This is a genomic window from Streptosporangium sp. NPDC006013 (assembly GCF_040614275.1).
In the GTDB taxonomy this organism is placed as follows: domain Bacteria; phylum Actinomycetota; class Actinomycetes; order Streptosporangiales; family Streptosporangiaceae; genus Streptosporangium.
This window is the reverse complement of the sequence record NZ_JBEXUE010000175.1, coordinates 1-18,213: the sequence shown is the minus strand read 5'-3', so window position 1 is coordinate 18,213 and position 18,213 is coordinate 1. Positions and strand designations below refer to the sequence as shown.

At 70.7% G+C, this 18,213-nt stretch carries 17 protein-coding genes; 9 read left to right on the top strand and 8 right to left on the bottom strand.

What is annotated here, in order from left to right; all coding sequences use genetic code 11:
* Positions 1–107 precede the first annotated feature (107 nt).
* Positions 108–1,901, bottom strand: coding sequence for an AMP-dependent synthetase/ligase (locus ABZ260_RS25250; protein ID WP_355622217.1), 1,794 nt, complete (start codon positions 1,899–1,901; stop codon positions 108–110).
* 198 nt (positions 1,902–2,099) lie between these two features.
* Here ABZ260_RS25250 and ABZ260_RS25245 point away from each other — a divergent pair, with 198 nt between their 5' ends.
* The 7 genes from ABZ260_RS25245 (at position 2,100) to ABZ260_RS25215 (ending at position 8,864) form a co-directional block, all read left to right on the top strand.
* Positions 2,100–2,867 carry a metallophosphoesterase gene (locus tag ABZ260_RS25245; protein ID WP_355549663.1) on the top strand — a complete coding sequence of 256 codons (768 nt, stop codon included), beginning with the start codon at positions 2,100–2,102 and terminating at the stop codon, positions 2,865–2,867.
* A 56-nt stretch (positions 2,868–2,923) separates the two neighbouring features.
* Positions 2,924–3,361 (top strand): SRPBCC family protein, encoded by a 438-nt coding sequence (locus ABZ260_RS25240; protein WP_355549665.1) that lies wholly within the window; start codon positions 2,924–2,926, stop codon positions 3,359–3,361.
* Positions 3,362–3,391: 30 nt separating this feature from the next.
* Positions 3,392–4,561: an ArsA family ATPase gene (locus tag ABZ260_RS25235; protein ID WP_355622214.1), complete on the top strand. Its 1,170-nt coding sequence runs from the start codon at positions 3,392–3,394 to the stop codon at positions 4,559–4,561.
* Positions 4,562–4,817: 256 nt separating this feature from the next.
* Complete coding sequence (locus ABZ260_RS25230; RefSeq protein WP_355622211.1) at positions 4,818–5,621, top strand: hypothetical protein; 804 nt, start codon at positions 4,818–4,820, stop codon at positions 5,619–5,621.
* Between the two features lie 27 nt (positions 5,622–5,648).
* A complete protein-coding gene (locus ABZ260_RS25225) occupies positions 5,649–6,593 on the top strand; it encodes an ROK family glucokinase (protein WP_355622208.1) in 945 nt (314 codons plus the stop codon).
* 291 nt (positions 6,594–6,884) lie between these two features.
* Positions 6,885–7,595, top strand: a complete 711-nt coding sequence (locus ABZ260_RS25220) for an endonuclease/exonuclease/phosphatase family protein (protein ID WP_355622205.1) — start codon at positions 6,885–6,887, stop codon at positions 7,593–7,595.
* A gap of 246 nt (positions 7,596–7,841) precedes the next feature.
* On the top strand, positions 7,842–8,864 hold the full coding sequence (locus tag ABZ260_RS25215) for a hypothetical protein (RefSeq protein WP_355622202.1): 1,023 nt from the start codon (positions 7,842–7,844) through the stop codon (positions 8,862–8,864).
* Between the two features lie 13 nt (positions 8,865–8,877).
* Here ABZ260_RS25215 and ABZ260_RS25210 read toward each other — a convergent pair whose 3' ends face one another.
* Both ABZ260_RS25210 and ABZ260_RS25205 read right to left on the bottom strand, forming a co-directional pair.
* On the bottom strand, positions 8,878–9,348 hold the full coding sequence (locus ABZ260_RS25210) for a hypothetical protein (RefSeq protein ID WP_355549678.1): 471 nt from the start codon (positions 9,346–9,348) through the stop codon (positions 8,878–8,880).
* A gap of 66 nt (positions 9,349–9,414) precedes the next feature.
* On the bottom strand, positions 9,415–10,179 hold the full coding sequence (locus tag ABZ260_RS25205; protein WP_355622199.1) for an alpha/beta fold hydrolase: 765 nt from the start codon (positions 10,177–10,179) through the stop codon (positions 9,415–9,417).
* Positions 10,180–10,328: 149 nt separating this feature from the next.
* Between ABZ260_RS25205 and ABZ260_RS25200 the strand changes: the two genes are divergently transcribed.
* Positions 10,329–11,048, top strand: coding sequence for a lysophospholipid acyltransferase family protein (locus ABZ260_RS25200; RefSeq protein ID WP_355622196.1), 720 nt, complete (start codon positions 10,329–10,331; stop codon positions 11,046–11,048).
* Between the two features lie 28 nt (positions 11,049–11,076).
* Here ABZ260_RS25200 and ABZ260_RS25195 read toward each other — a convergent pair whose 3' ends face one another.
* From ABZ260_RS25195 to ABZ260_RS25175, 5 genes are all read right to left on the bottom strand, one after another.
* Complete coding sequence (locus tag ABZ260_RS25195) at positions 11,077–12,084, bottom strand: substrate-binding domain-containing protein (RefSeq protein WP_355622193.1); 1,008 nt, start codon at positions 12,082–12,084, stop codon at positions 11,077–11,079.
* 102 nt (positions 12,085–12,186) lie between these two features.
* Complete coding sequence (locus tag ABZ260_RS25190) at positions 12,187–13,155, bottom strand: acetylxylan esterase (protein WP_355622190.1); 969 nt, start codon at positions 13,153–13,155, stop codon at positions 12,187–12,189.
* 147 nt (positions 13,156–13,302) lie between these two features.
* Positions 13,303–14,160, bottom strand: a complete 858-nt coding sequence (mmuM, locus tag ABZ260_RS25185) for a homocysteine S-methyltransferase (protein ID WP_350924324.1) — start codon at positions 14,158–14,160, stop codon at positions 13,303–13,305.
* 190 nt (positions 14,161–14,350) lie between these two features.
* Positions 14,351–16,684, bottom strand: a complete 2,334-nt coding sequence (locus ABZ260_RS25180; RefSeq protein ID WP_355622187.1) for a VIT domain-containing protein — start codon at positions 16,682–16,684, stop codon at positions 14,351–14,353.
* Positions 16,681–17,511: a MerR family transcriptional regulator gene (locus ABZ260_RS25175; RefSeq protein WP_355622184.1), complete on the bottom strand. Its 831-nt coding sequence runs from the start codon at positions 17,509–17,511 to the stop codon at positions 16,681–16,683. Before ABZ260_RS25175 ends, ABZ260_RS25180 begins: the two co-directional genes overlap by 4 nt.
* Positions 17,512–17,635: 124 nt before the next feature.
* Here ABZ260_RS25175 and ABZ260_RS25170 point away from each other — a divergent pair, with 124 nt between their 5' ends.
* Complete coding sequence (locus ABZ260_RS25170) at positions 17,636–18,103, top strand: DNA starvation/stationary phase protection protein (protein WP_355549693.1); 468 nt, start codon at positions 17,636–17,638, stop codon at positions 18,101–18,103.
* Positions 18,104–18,213 lie beyond the last annotated feature (110 nt).

Below are 18,213 nucleotides of genomic sequence, written 5' to 3'. Positions count from 1 at the left end.
CCTCGCCGCGTTGTCGTCGGCCACCGCAGCACGCTGCGGCTCCCTCCTCCGCCTTGCGAGACACCACCTGACCGATCCTCGCCACGGCAAGATCCACAGGACAGGGCCTAGCCGTAGAGGGACTCGACCTGCTTGGCGAAGTCGCGCATCACGACGGCGCGCTTGACCTTGAGGGTCGGGGTGAGGTGTCCGCTCTCCTCGCTGATGTCGATGTCGAGCACGGTGAACTTCTTGATCTGCTCGGCTTTGGAGACGAACTTGTTGGCGTTGTCCACGGCCTTCTGCACCTCGGCGACGATGGCCGGGTCGGAGCTGAGGGTGGCGAGGTCCGCGTCCGTCCTGCCGTTGGCGGCCTTCCACTGCTCCAGGGCCTCGGCGTCGAGCGTGATGAGCGCCGCGACGAACGGCCTGTCGTCGCCGACCACCATCGCCTGGCTGATCAGCGGGTGGGCGCGGATGTGGTCCTCCATCGGGGCCGGGGCGACGTTCTTGCCCGCGGCGGTGACGATGATCTCCTTCTGGCGGCCGGTGATGCGCAGGTAGCCGTCCCCGTCCAGCTCGCCGATGTCGCCGGTGTGGAACCAGCCGTCCTCGTCGATCGCCGCGGCGGTGGCCTCGTCGTTGTTCCAGTAGCCCTCGAAGACATGGCGGCCCTTGACGAGCACCTCGCCGTGCTCGCCGATGCCGATGGTGACGCCGGGGAACGGCTTGCCGACGGTGCCGATCTTGTTGGCCCCCGGCAGGTTGACCGAGGAGGGCGCCGAGGTCTCGGTGAGGCCCCAGCCCTCAAGCACCTCGATGCCCACGCCGCGGAAGAAGTGGCCGAGCCGCTCGCCCAGGGCGGAGCCGCCGGACACGGCCGCCGTCAGCCTGCCGCCGGTCGCGGCGCGCAGCTTGCCGTAGACGAGCCTGTCGAACAGGGCGTGCTTGAGCCTCAGGCCCAGCCCCGCACCGCCGGTGGACTCCGCCCTGCTCCAGGCGACGGCGGTCTCCGCCGCGGCGTGGAAGATCTTCCCCTTGCCGTCGGCGGTGGCCTTCTGCTCGGCGGCGTTGTAGACCTTCTCGAACACGCGGGGCACGCCCAGCAGGAACGTGGGCTTGAAAGCCTGCAGGTCGGGGCCGACGTTCTTCATGTTGGGGGTGTGCGCGAGGACCGTGCCCGTCTCGATCAGCACGATCTCGATGATGCGGGCGAAGACGTGCGCGAGCGGCAGGAAGAGCAGCGCCGCCCTGTCGTCCACGGTGAAGAGGCGCTCCAGCGGGCCGTGCGCGACGTTCCTGGCGGTGAACAGCAGGTTGTCATGGGTCAGCCGGCAGCCCTTGGGCCTGCCGGTGGTGCCCGAGGTGTAGACGATGGTGGCCAGGTCGGCGATACCGCGGCTGGACCTGCGCTCGGCGAGCGTGTCGTCGCCGACCTCGGCGCCGAGCGCGGTCAGCTCGTCCAGGGCGCCACCCTCGATGCGCCAGACGTCCTTGAGGCCGGGCAGCTCCGAGATGCCCTCGCGGACCGTCTCCTCGTTCGAGTCCAGCTCGACGAAGACGGCCTTCGCGCCGCTGTCGGAGATGATCCAGGAGGCCTGGTCGGCCGAGGAGGACTCGTAGATCGGTACGCTGACCGCGCCGGCGGACCAGATCGCGTAGTCGATCACGGTCCACTCGTAGCGGGTGCGCGACATCAGCGCCACCCGGTCGCCGGGTTCGACGCCGGCCGAGATCAGGCCCTTGGCCACTCCCGCGACCTGGTCGCGGAACTCGCGGGCGGTGACGGCGGCCCAGTCGTCGCCGACCTTGCGGCGCAGGGCGACGGCGCCCGGCTCCTCTTCGGCACGCCGGAACACCGTGTCGGTCAGGTTGGCGGAGGCGGGGACATCCACCAGCACGGGGACGCTGTACTCGCGCACTGATCACTCCTGGAGACGCACGGATCGATGGGCTGCCTGGAAGCTATCGCGATAAGTTACGCATGAGTAAATTCGTCACCCAGGCGTTATGAAAGGCGATTTCACCGTACCAACTGCTCTCGCCTGGAGTCATTGGCCGCGCCGCCGTGTGAGGTTTGTTACTTATGCCGGTATTTGTGGGTGGTTAGGATGTCCGGCATGCGGGTTCATGTCGTCAGCGACGTACACGGGAGAGCCGACGCGCTGGCCCGCGCGGGGGACGGCGCCGACGCCCTGATCTGCCTGGGGGACCTGATCCTGTTCGTCGACTACGACGACCACTCCCAGGGCATCTTCGCCGAGCTCTTCGGGGCGGAGCGGGCGGCGGAGTTCATCGCGTTGCGGACGGCCAAGCGGTTCGAGGAGGCGCGGGCGATGTCCTCGGCGCTCTGGGCGTCGCTGGAGGGCGGCCCGCGCGAGCACATCGAGCGCTCCGTCAGGCGGCAGTACGGTGAGATCTTCGCCGCGATGCCGACCCCCGCCTACCTCACCTACGGCAACGTGGACCTGCCGCACTACTGGCCCGAGTACGTGCGCGAGGGCCACCGGGTGCTCGACGGCGAGACCGTGGAGATCGGCGGCCTGCGCTTCGGCTTCGTCGGGGGCGGGCTGCGCACCCCGTACCGGACCCCGTACGAGATCGACGAGGAGGAGTTCGCCCGCAAGGTGGAGGCCGTCGGCGAGGTCGACGTGCTCTGCTGCCACATCCCGCCGGCGATCCCCGAGCTGCTCTACGACGTGGTGGCCCGGCGGTTCGAGCGGGGCAGCGAGGCCACTCTGGAGGCGATCCGGCGGACCCAGCCGCGCTACGCCCTCTTCGGTCACGTGCACCAGCCCCTCGCCGCCCGCACCCGGGTCGGCAGGACCGAGTGCCTCAACGTGGGGCACTTCAGGAACAGGGGCGTTCCCTTCGCGTTGGAGTGGTAGCCGCCACCGGCCCCGCCAGGCGTACGCGGACGATCGTGAAGCAGTACGGTTGGCCCATGGCTGATCGCACCACCTCCAGCATCACGATCGGCGCGGACCGGTCGACCATCATGGCGGTCATCGCCGACTTCCCCTCCTACCCCCAGTGGGCGGGCCAGGTGAAGTCCGCGCGGATCCTCTCCACCGGGGAGGACGGCCGCCCGGCCACGGTCAGGTTCGTCCTCGACGCGGGTGTGATCAGCGACGAGTACACCCTCCGCTACACCTGGAACGGTGACGAGTCCGTCGACTGGAGCATCGCCGAGGCGGGGAAGATGCTCTCCGGGCTCACCGGGAGCTACCGTCTCACCGACGCGGGCGGCGGCACCGAGGTGACATACGAACTCGCCGTCGACCTCAAGGTGCCGATGATCGGCATGATCAAGCGGAAGGCGGAGAAGGTCATCGTCGACACCGCCCTGAAGGGGCTGAAGAAGCGCGTCGAGACCCGATGAGGTCGCGGAACCGTCCCTCGGGAGGATGACGTGAGCCGGGTTCTGCTCTTCACCGGCAAGGGCGGCGTCGGCAAGACGACCGCCGCCGCGGCCACCGCCACCCTCGCCGCCCGGTCCGGCCTCAAGACCCTGGTGGTCTCCACGGACACCGCCCACTCGCTGGCCGACGCCCTCGGCGTGCCCGCGGGAGAGGAGCCCACCGAGATCGCCCCCGGCCTCTCCCTGCATCAGGTCGACACCCAACGGGCGCTGGAGCGCCAGTGGGGCGAGCTGCGCGACTATGCCAGGGGCGTCTTCGCCGAGCTCGGCCTCGACGAGGTGACCGCCGAGGAGATCACGGTGCTGCCTGGCGCCGAGGAGGTCATCGCGCTGCTGGAGCTGCGCGAGCAGGCGCGCACCGGGCTGTGGGACGTCATCGTCATCGACTGCGCCCCGACCGCCGAGACGCTCAGGCTGCTGGCCCTGCCCGAGGCCCTCGACTGGCATGTGAACCGGCTGCTGCCCGTAGGCAGGCGGCTGCTGCGCACCCTCTCCCCGCTGATCCGCCGCCTGGCGCAGGTCAGTGTGCCGGAAGACCACGTGGTGGGCGCGGGGGAGCGGCTCCACCGGGGGCTGCTGGAGGTGCGCGAGCTGCTCACCGGGCCCGGCGCGAGTGTCCGGCTGGTGCTCACCCCGGAGGCCGTCGTACTGGCCGAGGCCCGCCGCACGCTCACCTCCCTCAGCCTGTACGGCTACCGCGTCGACGCGGTGATCGCCAACCGGGTCTTCCCCTCGGAGGGCGCCGACGAGTGGCGGCAGCGGTGGGTACGGGCCCAGGCCCTGCACCTGGCCGAGGTCGAGGAGTCCTTCGCGCCGCTGCCCGTGCACACCGTGCCCTACCTCGAGGCCGAGCCCGTCGGCCTCGACGCCCTCGCCGGTGTCGCCGAGGCCATGTACCGCGGGAGCGACCCCTTCGCCCCGCCCTCCGTCGACCCGCCGCTGCGGATCACCGCCGAGGGCGAGCTGATCCTGGCCCTGCCGCTCGCGGACAAGAACGAGGTGGATCTGGCGCGCAAGGGCGACGAACTGATCGTCAACGCCGGTTCCTACCGCCGGGTCCTGGCCCTGCCCGCCGCGCTGGCTCGCAGGTCGGTGCGGGAAGCCGCGCTCCGAGATGGATTTCTCCGGGTACGGTTCGAAGCGGGAGGGCCTGATGACTGATAACACGAATGACGCAGAGAAGACCCCGAAGCCGCGTGCGCCGAGAAAGCCGCGTAAGGTCGCCGACGTTGTGACCCCGGAGGTCGCCGATACCGGAGGTGCCGGGAAGGCTTCGAAGCCGCGTGCGCCGAGAAGGCCGCGTAAGGTCGCTGACGTTGTGACCCCGGTGTTCGCCGCCGAGGCCGTCGATACCGGAGGTGCCGAGAAGACTTCGAAGCCGCGTGCGCCGAGAAGGCCGCGTAAGGTCGCTGACGTTGTGACGCCGGAGGTCGCCGCCGAGGCCGTCGACACCGGAGGTGCCGAGAAGGTCCAGAAGAGCCGCCGCGCGAAGCCTGCCGGGGGAGCCGCGAAGTCCGGGCGTACCGGATCGGCCGAGCCTGTCAAGCCGGTCGAGTCGGCTGAGGCGAGGACCGAGTCCGTCGAGCGGATCGAGGTCGTGGCCGAGGCTTCGGATTCCGGGCGGCCCCCGACCTCGGAGCAGGCCGAGCGCGGCGCGCGCGCCGAGTGGTTCGAGCGCGCCGATCGGGCCCGGCGCGAGGAGCGGACCGGCTGGACCCCGTGGGGCCGCCCCGGCGAGCGCGAGGAGCCGGGCGGGAACGAGGAGCGCGGGCGAGACGAGCGCGCCGGGCGAGACGAGCGGGTGCGTGAGGAGCGGGCCGAAGCAGGTAGGAACCCACTGGGCACCGCCGCCGAGGAGGCGTTCAAACTCTTCGACACGCTGCAGCAGAAGGCGGCCAGGGAACTGGGCAAGAATCTGATCAAGGGCACGATGACCGGTTTCGGCAGCGCGTTCTCCGGTGGCGGTCGAGGAAGAGAGCGGGACGTGTGGGAGGAGGCGGTCTCCGAGCCCGAGGAGTACATCTGCCGGGCCTGCCCCGTCTGCCGCGCGATGGCCGCGCAGCGTGAGTCGGGAGCCGCCGTCACCGACCACCTCATGCAGGCCGGCACCGAGTTGTTCGCCGCCTTCAAGTCGGCGGTCGAGGGGCTCGGCAAACCCGCGCCCGGCCAGCGGACACGGGAGCGCGAGGACACCCCCGTGGAGCACATCGACCTGGGGTGAGCCCAGGGGGAGAGGAAGAAACGGACAATGGCGCTGACCATCGGCGTGGACATCGGCGGTACGAAGGTCGCGGCGGGAGTCGTCGACGAGGACGGCCAGATCGTCGCGCACCTGCTGCGGCCCACCCCGGCCGAGAACCCCGAGCAGGTCGCCCACACCATCGGTGACGCGATCCTGGAACTCGCCAGGGGCCGCGAGATCGAGGCCGTCGGTCTCGGCGCCGCCGGGTTCGTGGACGAGACCCGGTCCATCGTCCGGTTCGCCCCCAACCTCGCCTGGCGCGAGGAGCCCCTGCGGAAGAAGGTCTCCGACCTGGTCGGCCTGCCCGTCGTGGTGGAGAACGACGCCAACGCGATGGCGTGGGGTGAGGCCAGGTTCGGCGCCGGCCGAGGGGAGAGCCACCTGGTGTGCGTGACCGTCGGCACCGGCATCGGCGGCGGCATCGTGCTCGACGGCTCCCTCTACCGGGGGCGCTGGGGCATGGGCGCCGAGTTCGGCCACATGCAGGCGGTCCCCCAGGGGCGCCAGTGCGGGTGCGGCAACCTCGGCTGCTGGGAGCAGTACGCCAGCGGCAGTGCCCTGGTCCACGAGGCCAGGAAGATCGCCGAGGCCGAGCCGGACAGGGCCGTCACGCTCTTGAAGATCGCCGGCGGTACGCCGGAACAGATCGAGGGCCACGAGGTCACCGAGGCCGCTAGGCAGGGCGACCCGGCCGCGCTGGCCGCGTTCTCCTCGATGGCCCGCTGGATCGGTCAGGGGCTGGCCGACCTCGTCGCCGTCCTCGACCCCGGCTGCTTCGTGCTCGGCGGCGGTGTCTCGCGCGCCGCGGATCTGTGGATCGACGAGACCCGCGAGTTCTTCGCCACGCACCTGAGTGGCCGGGGGCACCGCCCGCTGGCCGACATCCGGCCGGCCGAGTTGGGTGCCTCTGCGGGCCTGGTGGGGGCCGCGGATCTCGCCCGCAGGCGCTGACCGGGGTCCTCCCCGAAAAGACGCGCTGAGGAAGGCCCCGCCGGGCCGCCCTCAGCGCGTCCGGCAGGAGCACCGCTCGGCCCTGCCCGGCTTCGGGCCGCGCCTGTCGTAGACCTCTGCCGTAGACCTCTGCCGTAGACCTCTGCCGTAGACCTCTGTCGGAGAGCTTGGGCGGTCGGCACGCACCGCTGCCCGCCCGCCGACGGCCTGTATACCGATTAGGGACGGATGGCTGGTGTGTCCGGCGGTGCGCGGTTACCCTCGCGTCACGCGTCGCGAAGTGAGGCAGCCGTGGTGCTCAGGATCGCCAGCTACAACGTGCGTTCGATGAGGGACGACATCCCGGCGCTGAAGCGGGTGGTCGCCGCGCTCCGCGCGGACGTGCTCTGCGTGCAGGAGGCGCCCCGGTTCCTCTGCTGGCGCCGCAGGCGCAGACGGCTGGCCGCCTTCGGCGGACTGTCCGTGGCGGCCGGCCGCCGCAGGGGCGGTGTCGCCGTGCTGACCGGTCCCGGCGTGCGGCTGCTGCACGGGGAGGGGCACCTACTGGAGCCCTTCTTCCCCCTGGAGCGGCGGGCCATCGCGATCGCCGTGGTGGAGGCGGAGGGGCGGCGGGTCGCCGTCGGCTCCATCCACCTGGACCTCGACGAGACGGCCAGGCGCCGGCACGCGGGCGAGGCGGTGAGCCTCCTGGGAGAGGTGGCCGGCCGGTTCGGCGCGTTGCCGGTGCTGGCCGGAGACATCAACGAGCAGTCCGGGCAGCCGAGCTGGCAGCACCTCGCCGAGCGGCTGACCGACTGCTACCCGGTCTCACCGCGCGGTGACGGCTTCACCTTCCCGGCCAGGGGGCCGCACAAGCGGATTGACGCGATCTTCGCGGTGGCCGGCCTCCCCGTGCTCTCCTGCGGGGGTGTCGAGGCCGATCCGGCAGACCTGGTGGCCGCGACCGACCACCTGCCGGTGGTCGCTGAACTGGATCATCGGCACCCCGGACTCCACCTCTGAAGAGCACGCTTTCCCGGGGAGCTGAGAAAACCGGTGGGATCAGGGTTTTCGTGACGAACGGTAGGGCGCCTTTCCGGATCGCGCCCGTCAACTGGAGAGACCGGGACGCGGGGAGGGGACGAGCCCCGTACCATTTGAAACATGACCCGTCGCCTTCCGCGGCGTGCGCTGGCTCTCTGCGCGGGAGGCCTAGTCCTGCTGTCCTCGCACACCTTTCCAGCACATGCCGATCCAGTCAGTCCGCCCGTGGCCGAGGCCTGGCAGGCTCCGGCCAGCGCGGGCCTGAGCAGTGACGGATCACTCTCCGACGTGGTGGGCATCTCGGCCACGAGTGTGTGGGCGGTGGGCCAGCAGAGCGTCTGGGACATCTGGCAGAGCCGTGGCGCGATCACCCACTGGAACGGTTCCTCCTGGAAAGAGGTCGGCATCCGCAACGACCCGACGGGCGCGGGGCCCCTGCGTTCCGTCGCGGCGGCCTCGGCGTCGGAGCTGTGGGCCGTCGGTGAGGGACATGACGGTCTTCCCTACCTGGCGAAGGGAGACGGGGCGGCCTTCGACAGGGTCGTCGTCGACAAGCTGCACGCGGGTGACTGGCTGGGCGGGGTGGCGGCCGTCCCCGGCAGGGTGGTCGCCGTCGGCCGCCGTGACAAGCAGCCCCTGCTCGTGACCGGCACCGGTTCGAAGTGGAAGCTCACCCAGCTTTCCGGCAGGGGCATGCTGTACGGCGTGGCGCTGTCGGGCAAGAGCGACGGATGGGCGGTGGGCGACGCCGCGGGCAAGCCGTTGATCATGAGGCAGTCCGGCGGGCGCTGGAAGCCTTTCAAGACCCCCGAGATTCCCGGCGGCTACCTGCGTGACGTCCACCTCGACGGGCCGAAGCGGGCACTCGCCGTGGGCGGCCTCTACCGGGGGGCCGGCGAGACCGTCCCGTTGATTCTGTCGTGGAACGGCAAGAAGTGGTCCCGGGTGTCCCCGCCCGCCGGTGACATCCGCCTGTACGGGGTGACCGGTGACCGCAAGGGCCACTTCTGGATCTCCGGGGTCGATCTGGACCGGCCCGGCGAGGCGTTCCTGCTCCGCTACGACGGGCACAAGGTCAAGGCGTTGCGCGGTCCCGAGAGCACCGACTCCCGGACGGTGAGGCTCCAGGCCGTGACCTATCTGCCGGGCACCGGCACCGTGTGGTCGGTCGGCCACGTGGTCGACGCCTCCGGCAAGTACACGGACGTGATCGAGCGTTTCGGCACCCCGGTGCACGCCAAGCCGTAGGGCCGGACCCCGCTCAGATGACCGCGCCGTCGTCCCAGCCGGAGTCGTTGGGCGGACCATCGCCCATGCGGACCACCAGCGCCACGAAACCGCCGATGAACGCGGCGACCGCGGTGAACAGCATCCAGCCCTGCAGGTTCCAGCTGAGCGCGGCGCTGAGCAGCAGGTAGGCGGGCCCGCCGAACAGGGCCAACCATGCGATCTTGGTGGTGGCGTCGGTCTTGGGCAGTGGGGGTGGTGGCGGAGGCACGTAGTGCTCCTCCTCCTCGCCGTCACTCCGTTCGCTGTCGGAGTCGTCGTCGGCCAGGTCGTCCTCACGCAGGAGGTCTTCCTCGTCCGACTGCTTGATCACCCGTCGCGGAGGTTCGGCCGGAAGGTTCTCGCTGTCCGGCCACGGCTGATGTGCCGAGTCATGCTCGGCGGGGTCGTTGAAGGACGCGACGATCTGACGCCAGACCTCGTCCTCGTCACTTTGAGGTGTCACTTAGCTGGGCCCATTGTTCATCGGCCGATCACTTTCTCCCGGAGACCGCGCATCCTCCGCTCGGGATCAGTCTCTCTGCAAGGGTACAGACGCGTTCGTCTTGATGAACTCCAGGCTCCCCGCAAAGATCTGATCCGCATCGTTGTCAAGAGTCGCGACGTGGTAGCTGTTGGCGAGCTCCACCACATTCAGATTCCCCCCGGTCAGCCTCTCACGCAGAATACGCACACTCGCCGGTTTCACAACATGATCCTGTGGACTATGGAAAACCAGTACGGGCTGGGTGATCTTGCTCAGCTCCGACTGCGTCAGTGACCAGAGCCGGGGGAGGGTGGCCGCGGCCTTGACCGGTGTGCGCGGGTAGCCGAGCTCGGTCGCCCCCTCCTTCTTGATGTCTCCCGCCACGCCGGGCACCGACGCGATCACGAACCTGAGCAGGGGGGCCAGCCTGAGCAGCGGCACGTCGTTGGCCACCGACGGGTTGACGATCACCAGCCCCCTGATCCGGTCGCCGTGCACCTCGGCCAGCCGCAGCGCCATGCAGCCGCCGAGCGACAGGCCCATGACGAAGACCTCGGCGCAGTTGCCGCGCAGGTCCGCCAGGGACTTGTCCAGCGTGGCGTACCAGTCCTCCCAGCGGGTGTGGCTCATCTCCTGCCAGGTGGTGCCGTGGCCGGGCAGTCGTGGCAGCGACACGGTGATGCCCGCCGCCGCCAGGTACTCGCCCCACAGACGCAGGGACTGCGGCGATCCGGTGAATCCATGACAGAGCAGGACGCCGATCTGTCCTCCCGCATGGTGGTACGCCTCCGCACCGGGCATGACTGGCATCGCGGCTCCTTGTAAGGTTCGCCCGATCGTCGCACGACTGGGGCGTGTTTTGCGAGAGGTCGATTTGGGTGGTTCGGTGGTGTAGGTGACCGAGGCCGGAAGTGGGAGGATAACTCCAGGTCCTCGCCTGTCAACTGAAGGAGCATGGAGTGTTCTACTGGGTGGTGAAGGCGATCCTCGGACCCCTACTCCGCGTGATTTTCCGCCCGTGGGTGGAGGGCGTGGACAACGTGCCGAGGCAGGGGCCGGTGATCCTGGCCGGAAACCACCTGTCGTTCGCCGACCATTTCTTCGGTGCGCTCTTCCTGCGGCGCAAGGTGATCTCTCTCGGCAAGTCCGACTACTTCACCGGCCGCGGCCTCAAGGGCATGCTGAGCAGAGCCTTCTTCAGCGGTGTCGGCACCGTCCCGATCGACCGCTCAGGGGGCAAGGCCAGCGAGGCGGCGCTCCGCACCGGCAGGCGCATCCTTGACGAGGGCCATGTGCTCGCCATCTATCCCGAGGGCACCCGCTCCCACGACGGCCGTCTCTACAAGGGCAAGACCGGGGTGGCCCGCCTGGCGCTGGAGTCGCGCGTGCCGGTCATCCCGTGGGCGATGGTCAACACCTTCGAGATGATGCCTCCCGGCCGCATCCTGCCCAAGCTGGGCATCCGTCCCGGTGTGAAGTTCGGCAAGCCGCTGGACTTCACCCGCTACTACGGAATGGAGGAGGACCGCCTCGTGCTGCGCGCCGTCACCGACGAGATCATGTACGCGCTGATGGAGCTCTCCGGCCAGGAGTACGTCGACAGGTACGCCGCGAGCGCCAAGGCCGAGGCCGCCCGCGCCGCCAAGGAGGCCATCGTTCAGGCGCGCGAGCGCACCTGAACGTCCCGGGCGGCCGGCCAGGCGGAGATCAGCGGGTCGACTCGCGGACGATCAGCTCGGGCTGGAACATGACCTGCTGGTGGGCGTGGGACTCCGGGTTGTCGCACTCGTCGAGCAGCAGTTCGGTGGCCACCCTGCCGAGCCGGTGGGTCGGCTGCCGGATCGAGCTGAGCGAGACCGCCGACGCCGAGGCGAAGTCGATGTCGTCGTAACCGATGAGCAGGATGTCCTGGGGGACCCGCACGCCCGCGTGGAGCAGCCCCCGCAGCATGCCGAGGGCCAGCAGATCGTTCGCGCAGAACACGGCGTCCGGCAGCCGCCCCTCGGCGATGAGCTTCTCCGCGGCCTGCTGCCCGGACCTGGCGTTCATCGCGTTCATCGCGACCTCCTCCAGCGTCTGCCCGGGGTCGCGGCCCGCCGCGGCCAGCGCCCGCTCGGCGCCGGTCAGGCGGTCGGAGCACTGGCGGATGGTGAGGGGGCCGGTGACGTAGGCGATCCGGTCGGCCCCGGCGGCCAGCAGGTGGGAGACCGCGAGGAAGCCGCCGGTGATGTCGTTGACCGCCACTGAGCACTGGTCGGCGCGCTCGGCGGGGTGATCCACCAGGACCACGTTGATGCCGCGCTCCCTGAGCTGGTCGAGCTTGGCCAGGTTCCCCCCGGCGGGGGTGATGAGCACCCCGCGGACCCGCTGCTCGGCGAAGACCAGCAGGTTGCGCTCCTCCTTGAGCCTGTCGCCCGAGGAGTTGCCCAGGATCACCGCGTACCCGCGCTCGCTGGCCGCCTCCTCGACCCCGGCGGCCACATCCGTGAAGAAGGGGTTGCCGATGTCGATGACCGAGAGACCGACGGTGCGGCTGTGCCCGGCCCGCAGGCTGGAGGCGGAGCCGTGCCGGACGAACCCCAGCTCACGAATGGCCTCCTCGACCCGGGAGCGGGTGGACTCGGCGACCTTCTCCGGGCGGTTGAGCACGTTGGAGACCGTTCCCGGGGAGACTCCGGCCCGCGCGGCCACTTCCTTGATGCTCACCGAACTCATGTGCACTGATTAAAACGTAATAACCGGGCAAGCGCCAGTGAAGTCACCATCTACGGCTTACCTCCGGCTTTTAAGTAAAACGTTTTGCTCCATATCGGGCGGTCAGCCTGTCAGCAGTTTCCTGGCGATCCTGAGCTGCTCGGCGATCTGGTCGGACTCGCCCCCCTCGTGGCCGTTGAAGGTCCACACCCGGATGTCCTTGTCGCCAGCGTAGTGGTTGTAGGCAGCGAAGACCGTGGAGGCGGGGGTGACGCCGTCGCGCAGGCCGACGGAGAAGAGCGCGGGCGTGGTGTTGCGGGCGGCGAAGTTCATGCCGTCGAAGTGGTCGAGGGTGGCGAAGACCTGGTCGACCCGGTGGCGGTTGGACTTGAGGAACCGGCCGAGTTCGGCGTAGGGGTCCTCGTCGGTGATCTCGGCGGCGCGGCGGATGTGCGACATGAACGGCACGTCGATGAAGGCGAACAGCAGGCCGGGTACCAGCGCGCTCACCGCCATCGCGAGGCCGCCGCCCTGGCTGCCGCCGGAGACGACGATGCGCGAGGCGTCCACCAGTGGGTGCGCGCGGGCGGCCTCGACCGCCCTGACCCCGTCGGTGTAGAGGCGCCGGAAGTAGTAGTCGTCGGGGTCGGACACGCCCTGGGTGAGCTTGCCGCTGCTCTGCGCCCCGGTGCCTCCCACCGGGTCGGGTGTGTCACCGGGCCGCCAGCCGCCGCCCTGCCCGCGGGAGTCCATGACGAGGACCGCCCATCCGGCCGCGGGCCAGGTGAGCCAGTCGTGCGGCAGACCCCGGCCGCCGTTGTAGCCGATGTACTGCACCACACACGGCAGCGGCTCCTCGGCCGCGGCGGGCAGCAGCAGCCAGCCCTTGATCTCCTGACCGCCGAAGCCCGCGTAGCCGACGTCGAAGCAGCGGACCAGGGCCAGGTCCGTCTCCACCTCGGTGAAGACGGCGTTCAGGTCGTGCTCGCGGGTCTCGGCAAGCGTCCTCGCCCAGAAGGCGTCGAACCCACCGGGTTCCCGGCGCTCGGGCCGGTACTCCCTGAGCTGATCGAGGGGCATGTCGACGAACAAGAGACCTCCCGGGGGGCGGAACGCGCTCCGACGCCCTGGGCGCCGGCCGATCACTACCGTAGGCCGTCGCGGTGCCCGGAGGTAGTACGCGGTTCCGGCCCGGCCGCCGAGGTCCCGCCGGCGAGGTGACGGCGGGACCTCACCCGGTCAGGTCAGGTGGGCGCGGATCTGGCGGATGTGCTCCGGCGTGGTGCGGCAGCAGCCGCCGACGAAGGCGGACCCCGCCGCGTTCCACCCGGCCGCTGCCTCGCCGAACTCCACCGGGTCGGCCAGTCCGAGCCAGCGGTGGTTCGCCGAGTCCCAGACCTCGCCGGAGTTGGGGTAGACCATGGTGGGCTTGCCCTTGATCTGGGAGATCAGGTTGAGCACGTGGCGCGGTGCCGTGCAGTTGACGCCGATCGCGATCACCTGGGGGTTGCCGGCGAACAGGCGGGCCGCGGTCCGCAGCGGGGTGCCGTCGTTGATGTGCTCGCCGTCGCGGCAGGAGAAGCTCACCCACGCCCGCATCCCCGGCGTCTCGGCCAGCAGCCGCCGGAGTGCCCTCGCCTCGGGGTAGGAGGGGATGGTCTCGCAGGCCAGCAGGTCGGCCTCGCTGTCGGCCAGGATGTGCCAGCGGTCGCGGTGCCAGTCGGTCAGGCCGTCCTCGTCGAGGTCGTACTTTCCGGTGTACTCGGCGCCGTTGGCCAGGTAGGCGCCGTACGGCCCGACGCTGGCGGCCACGGTGCCGGAGCCGTGGGTGTCCCTGGCCTGGGCGGCGAGGTGCACGGAGAGCAGGATCAGATCCTCGGCCTCGGCGGCGCTCAGCCCCCGCCGCAGGAACGCCGGTATGCTCGCCTGATAACTCGCCGTTATCGCCACCTCGGCACCGGCGGTGAAGTAGTCGAGATGCGCCTGCCGGATCACGGAGGGGTTCTCCAGCAGGAGCTTCGCCGACCAGAGGTCGTCTCGCAGGTCCGCGCCCAGCTCCTCCAAATGGGTGGCCAGGCCGCCGTCCAGAATCACCATTCCGCTACTTTATGTGGAGCCGCGAGGCCGGGGAGCCCGCTGTCCCGTACCGGCCCCGCCGGGCCATGCCCGTAATGCCGGGAGTCGCGGACCCGGGTGTCCCGCGCCGGAGAACGCCACGGGCGCCGGAACTCGGCGGATACCTTCTCCGGGCCCGGTCGTCCGGTGGTCCGTCCGGGCCCGGAGGAAATCATCGCTTCCAGAACGGGCGGCGCCCGCCGGTGCCCACCAGGGCCTCCAGCACCTCCACGGCCCGCTGCCACAGGGCGTCCACGTCCCCACCGGCCCGCAGTTCCTCGGCCAGGGCCGCCAGCTGCGGGTGGCCGCCGAGGTAGACCACCAGGGCCGCGAGGCGGCTTCCCAGGTCCTCCAGCACGCGCAGCCGCTCGGCGGCGGGCAGGGACGCCGCGGCGCGCAGCCGCTTCAGCTCCTCGGCGAGCAGTTCCCTCGGCGGCTGCTGCGGGCTGCCCTGCGGCTCGGGGGCCGGTGCCGGGCGGGGCAGCATCCGGGCGCGGTCGTCGAAGCCGCCGGCCGCCGCCTCCTGCGGCAGGCCGGCGCCGATCGCGCTCGCCGCGAACTTCGGCATGGCACCGGGAGCGGCTATCCCGGGCGGCCTCATGGGCGGGCTCGGGGCCGCGCTCGCGTCGGCGGCCATCGAGGTCAGCATCATCGGCGCCGCCGCGACGACGGGGCTCTCCCAGCCGCTGGGCAGCTCCACCGGCTGGATCACCCGGTGCCCGGGACCGCCCTCGGCGACCACCTGCGTGTCGACCGCGACGAAGGCGGTGAACCGGCAGAGCACCCCGTACCTGAGCGAGGTCTCCACGATCTCGGCCTCCAGCGACCGGTCGCCGATCGCGTAGCGGTCCTCCAGGGTCCGCAGCCGCCCCCGCGCCCAGATCGCCCGTAGCGCCGGGGCGTCCACCGTCGCCGAGGCGACCCGCCGCTCCCACGGCAGGCCCGCGGCGTCCAGGCCCCGTACGGTCAGCGCCCCGGTGGCGGCGCCACGGTAGCGGCCGAGGACGGTGAGCGGGACACCGGGGTAGATCGAGCCGACGTGGCCGACCGTCTCGGTGATCAGGTCGAGCCCGTCGGAGTGCAGGGCCAGGTCGGTGACCAGCGGGGCGCCGATCCTGCGGTGGATGTGCTCCATCGCCTCGTCAAGCCGGTCCTCGGACTCGACCAGCTCGCACCGGCCCCCGCCCAGCCCGGCGAGCCTGCCCAGGAACCCGGCGTTGACCGCCCTGTCGATGCCGACCGTGTGCACCCGCACACCGGCCAGCCGGGATCCGGTCCGCTTCAGGATCTGGTCCTCGTTGCCCACCTGCCCGTCGGTGACCAGCACCAGCACCCGGTCCCTGGCGGAGTCGGCGAGCAGCGCGGCGGCCTGCTCAAGCGGGGCCAGCATCTCGGTGCCGCCGCGCGCCTCCAGCCTGGCCAGATGCTCCACGGCCCGGTAGCGGTTGCGGTCGGACGCCGCACAGAGCCCCTCGCCGAGCCCGTCCGGCTGCTCCACGACGGTGTCGAAGGAGAGCACCGCGAACCGGTCGCGCGAGGTGAGCGTGTCGACGATGCGGGCGGCGGCACGCCGGGCGGCCACCATCTTCCAGCCGGTCATGCTGCCCGAGCGGTCGAGCACCAGCACCACGTCCTTGGCCCTCGCTCCGGCGGGTGCCGCCTCGGGGACGACGGTCAGCGTGAACGTGCCCTCGCCGTTCTCGTCGGGGGCCAGCGCCAGGGAGGTGGAGGCGCCCGCGGCCAGACGCAGGATGAAGTCGCGGTCCAGCCGCTCGCCCGGCTGGAGGCGGATCGTGCCGCCCTCCTGGAGAACCACGTGCAGGCTGGAGCGGATCTCGCGCAACTCCAGCCCCGCCGGGTCGACGGAGACGGCCAGCGAGAGCCGTACCGGGTTGGGGAAGCCGGGCAGCAGCACCGGCGGGGTGATCCGGGAGGCGTCGGGGACCGCGTCGGTGTCCGGGGTCCACCCGTCGCCCGCCCGCTCGCCGTCCAGCGGGGTGCCGGGGATGTAGCGGGGGGCGACGACCAGCGGGAAGCGGAAGGTGGCCGCGCCGTCCTCGTACGGGAGCGGCTGGTTCAGCGTGAGATGGACGGTGACCCGCTCGCCGGGCACGATGTTGCCGACCCTGATGGTGAAGACGTCGGGGCGGTCCTCCTCGGCGATCGCGGCCCGCTTGCCCTGGGCGATCGCCTGGTCGTAGTCGGCCCTGGCCTGGCCGCGCTCCTTGAGCACGCCCTCGATGACCCGCCCGTCGGCCTCCATCCTGAAGGCGGTCACGGCGGCGCGGTCGGGCAGCGGGAAGACGTACGTCGCCTCCAGTGCCACGTCGTGCGGGTTGTGGAAGCCCTGGACCACCTCGATGCCGGCCAGCAGGCCGGTCACGGCGGCGGTCACGTCCACGCTCTCCAGCGGCAGGTTGCCGCGCTCGGTGGTGAGCGTCCCCAGCCCGGCGTCCGGGACGGGCGAGCACTCCTCCGGTGACAGTGTTGCGATCGAGGTAATCATGGTTGCGTTCCTTCCGGAGGTGTGAGGCCGCGTTCGCGCAGGAGCGACAGGAGCTCCCGTGACGCGGCGGCGATCTCGGCGAGGTCGTCGGGTGAGGGGATGCGTCCGCCGCCGCCGCCGTCGAGCAGCAGCGTCACGCCGTCCGTCAGGCGTACGCCGTGCACGATCACGGCGGGTGGCCGGGTTTCCACGGCCGGTTGGGGGGCCGCTGAACGGGGTGGGGCCGCTGCGGGTACGCCCGCCCGGGGCGTGGGCCGGTGGGACGGGGCCGAGCCGTGCGCGGCCTGATCGGGTGCGGCTTGGCCGGAGGGTGCCGGGTGGGACGCGGCCTGGCCGGGTGGAAGCGTGGCCCCGCCGGACGAGGCCGGAAGGGGCGGGGTGCTGGAGGGGGCGGGTTTCGGTGGTGGCGCGGGTTTCTGTGGTGGTGTGAGGCCGGTCTCCGCCGGGACCGAGGACGGCTCGGCCCAGAAGCGCGGGCGTGCCGTCCTGGGGGAGACCGTCTCGATGGCGTGCTCCGGCGACCGCTCGGGAATGCGGGCGATCGACTCCAGGGTCTGGTCGGTGGCTCCGGTCAGCTCGGCCTGGATCTCGGCGATGGTCCGGCCGTCGGCCTGGCGCCGCTTGACCGCGATGAGCTGGAGCAGGTGGCGCCTGCCGTACAGGGCCACCCGGCCGCGTCGGGCCAGGGGGGGATCGAGTAGGCCGATCGTGGCGTACCACCGGATGAGCCGCTCGTTGGGCACGTCCCTGACCCGCCCGTTGAGCTGGGCGGTGGGGGCCAGCGCCGCGGACGCCCGCTCAGCCAGTTCACCGATGGTCCATTCCATATGTCGATAGTGACACTGTCATCATGACACTGTCAATGTAAGAGGCTGGATAGGGATGCGGATAGATGGGTACGGACATTCCGTAGCAAACGGGAAACCGAGCTCGAAACAGGGGGAAAATTCCATGTCCTCGATCACCAGTCCACTCAAGCCAGAAGACAAGAAGGTCGTCGGCCAGGCGCTCCAGGGCGCGCTCATCGACCTGCTCGACCTGTCGCTCCTGACCAAGCAGGCCCACTGGAACGTGATCGGCCATAACTTCCGCACACTGCACCTGCAGCTCGACAAGATCGTCTCGTCTGCCAGGAAGCACGCGGACACCGTCGCCGAGCGCGCGGTGGCCGTCGGATGCAACCCCGACGGCCGGTCCACCACGGTCGCGAACCACACCGAGGTGCCGCAGCTGGAGGCGGGCTACATCAACGACGGCAAGGTCGTCGCCGCCATGACGGACATTCTCGGGTCCATCATCCGCCGGATGCGCGAGCGGATCGCCACCACCGAGAAGCCCGACCTGGTGACCCAGGACCTCCTGATCGAGATCACTCAGGACCTGGAGAAGCACCACTGGATGATCGAGGCCCAGCGCTAGATCGTCTCGCCAAGGCGCCCCGGCCCGCGGGCCGGGGTGCTCAGGTTGCCGTCGCGCAAGTTGCCGTAGCTCGTCCCGTCGGCCATGCTGGAGCCGTCGGAACCGGCCCC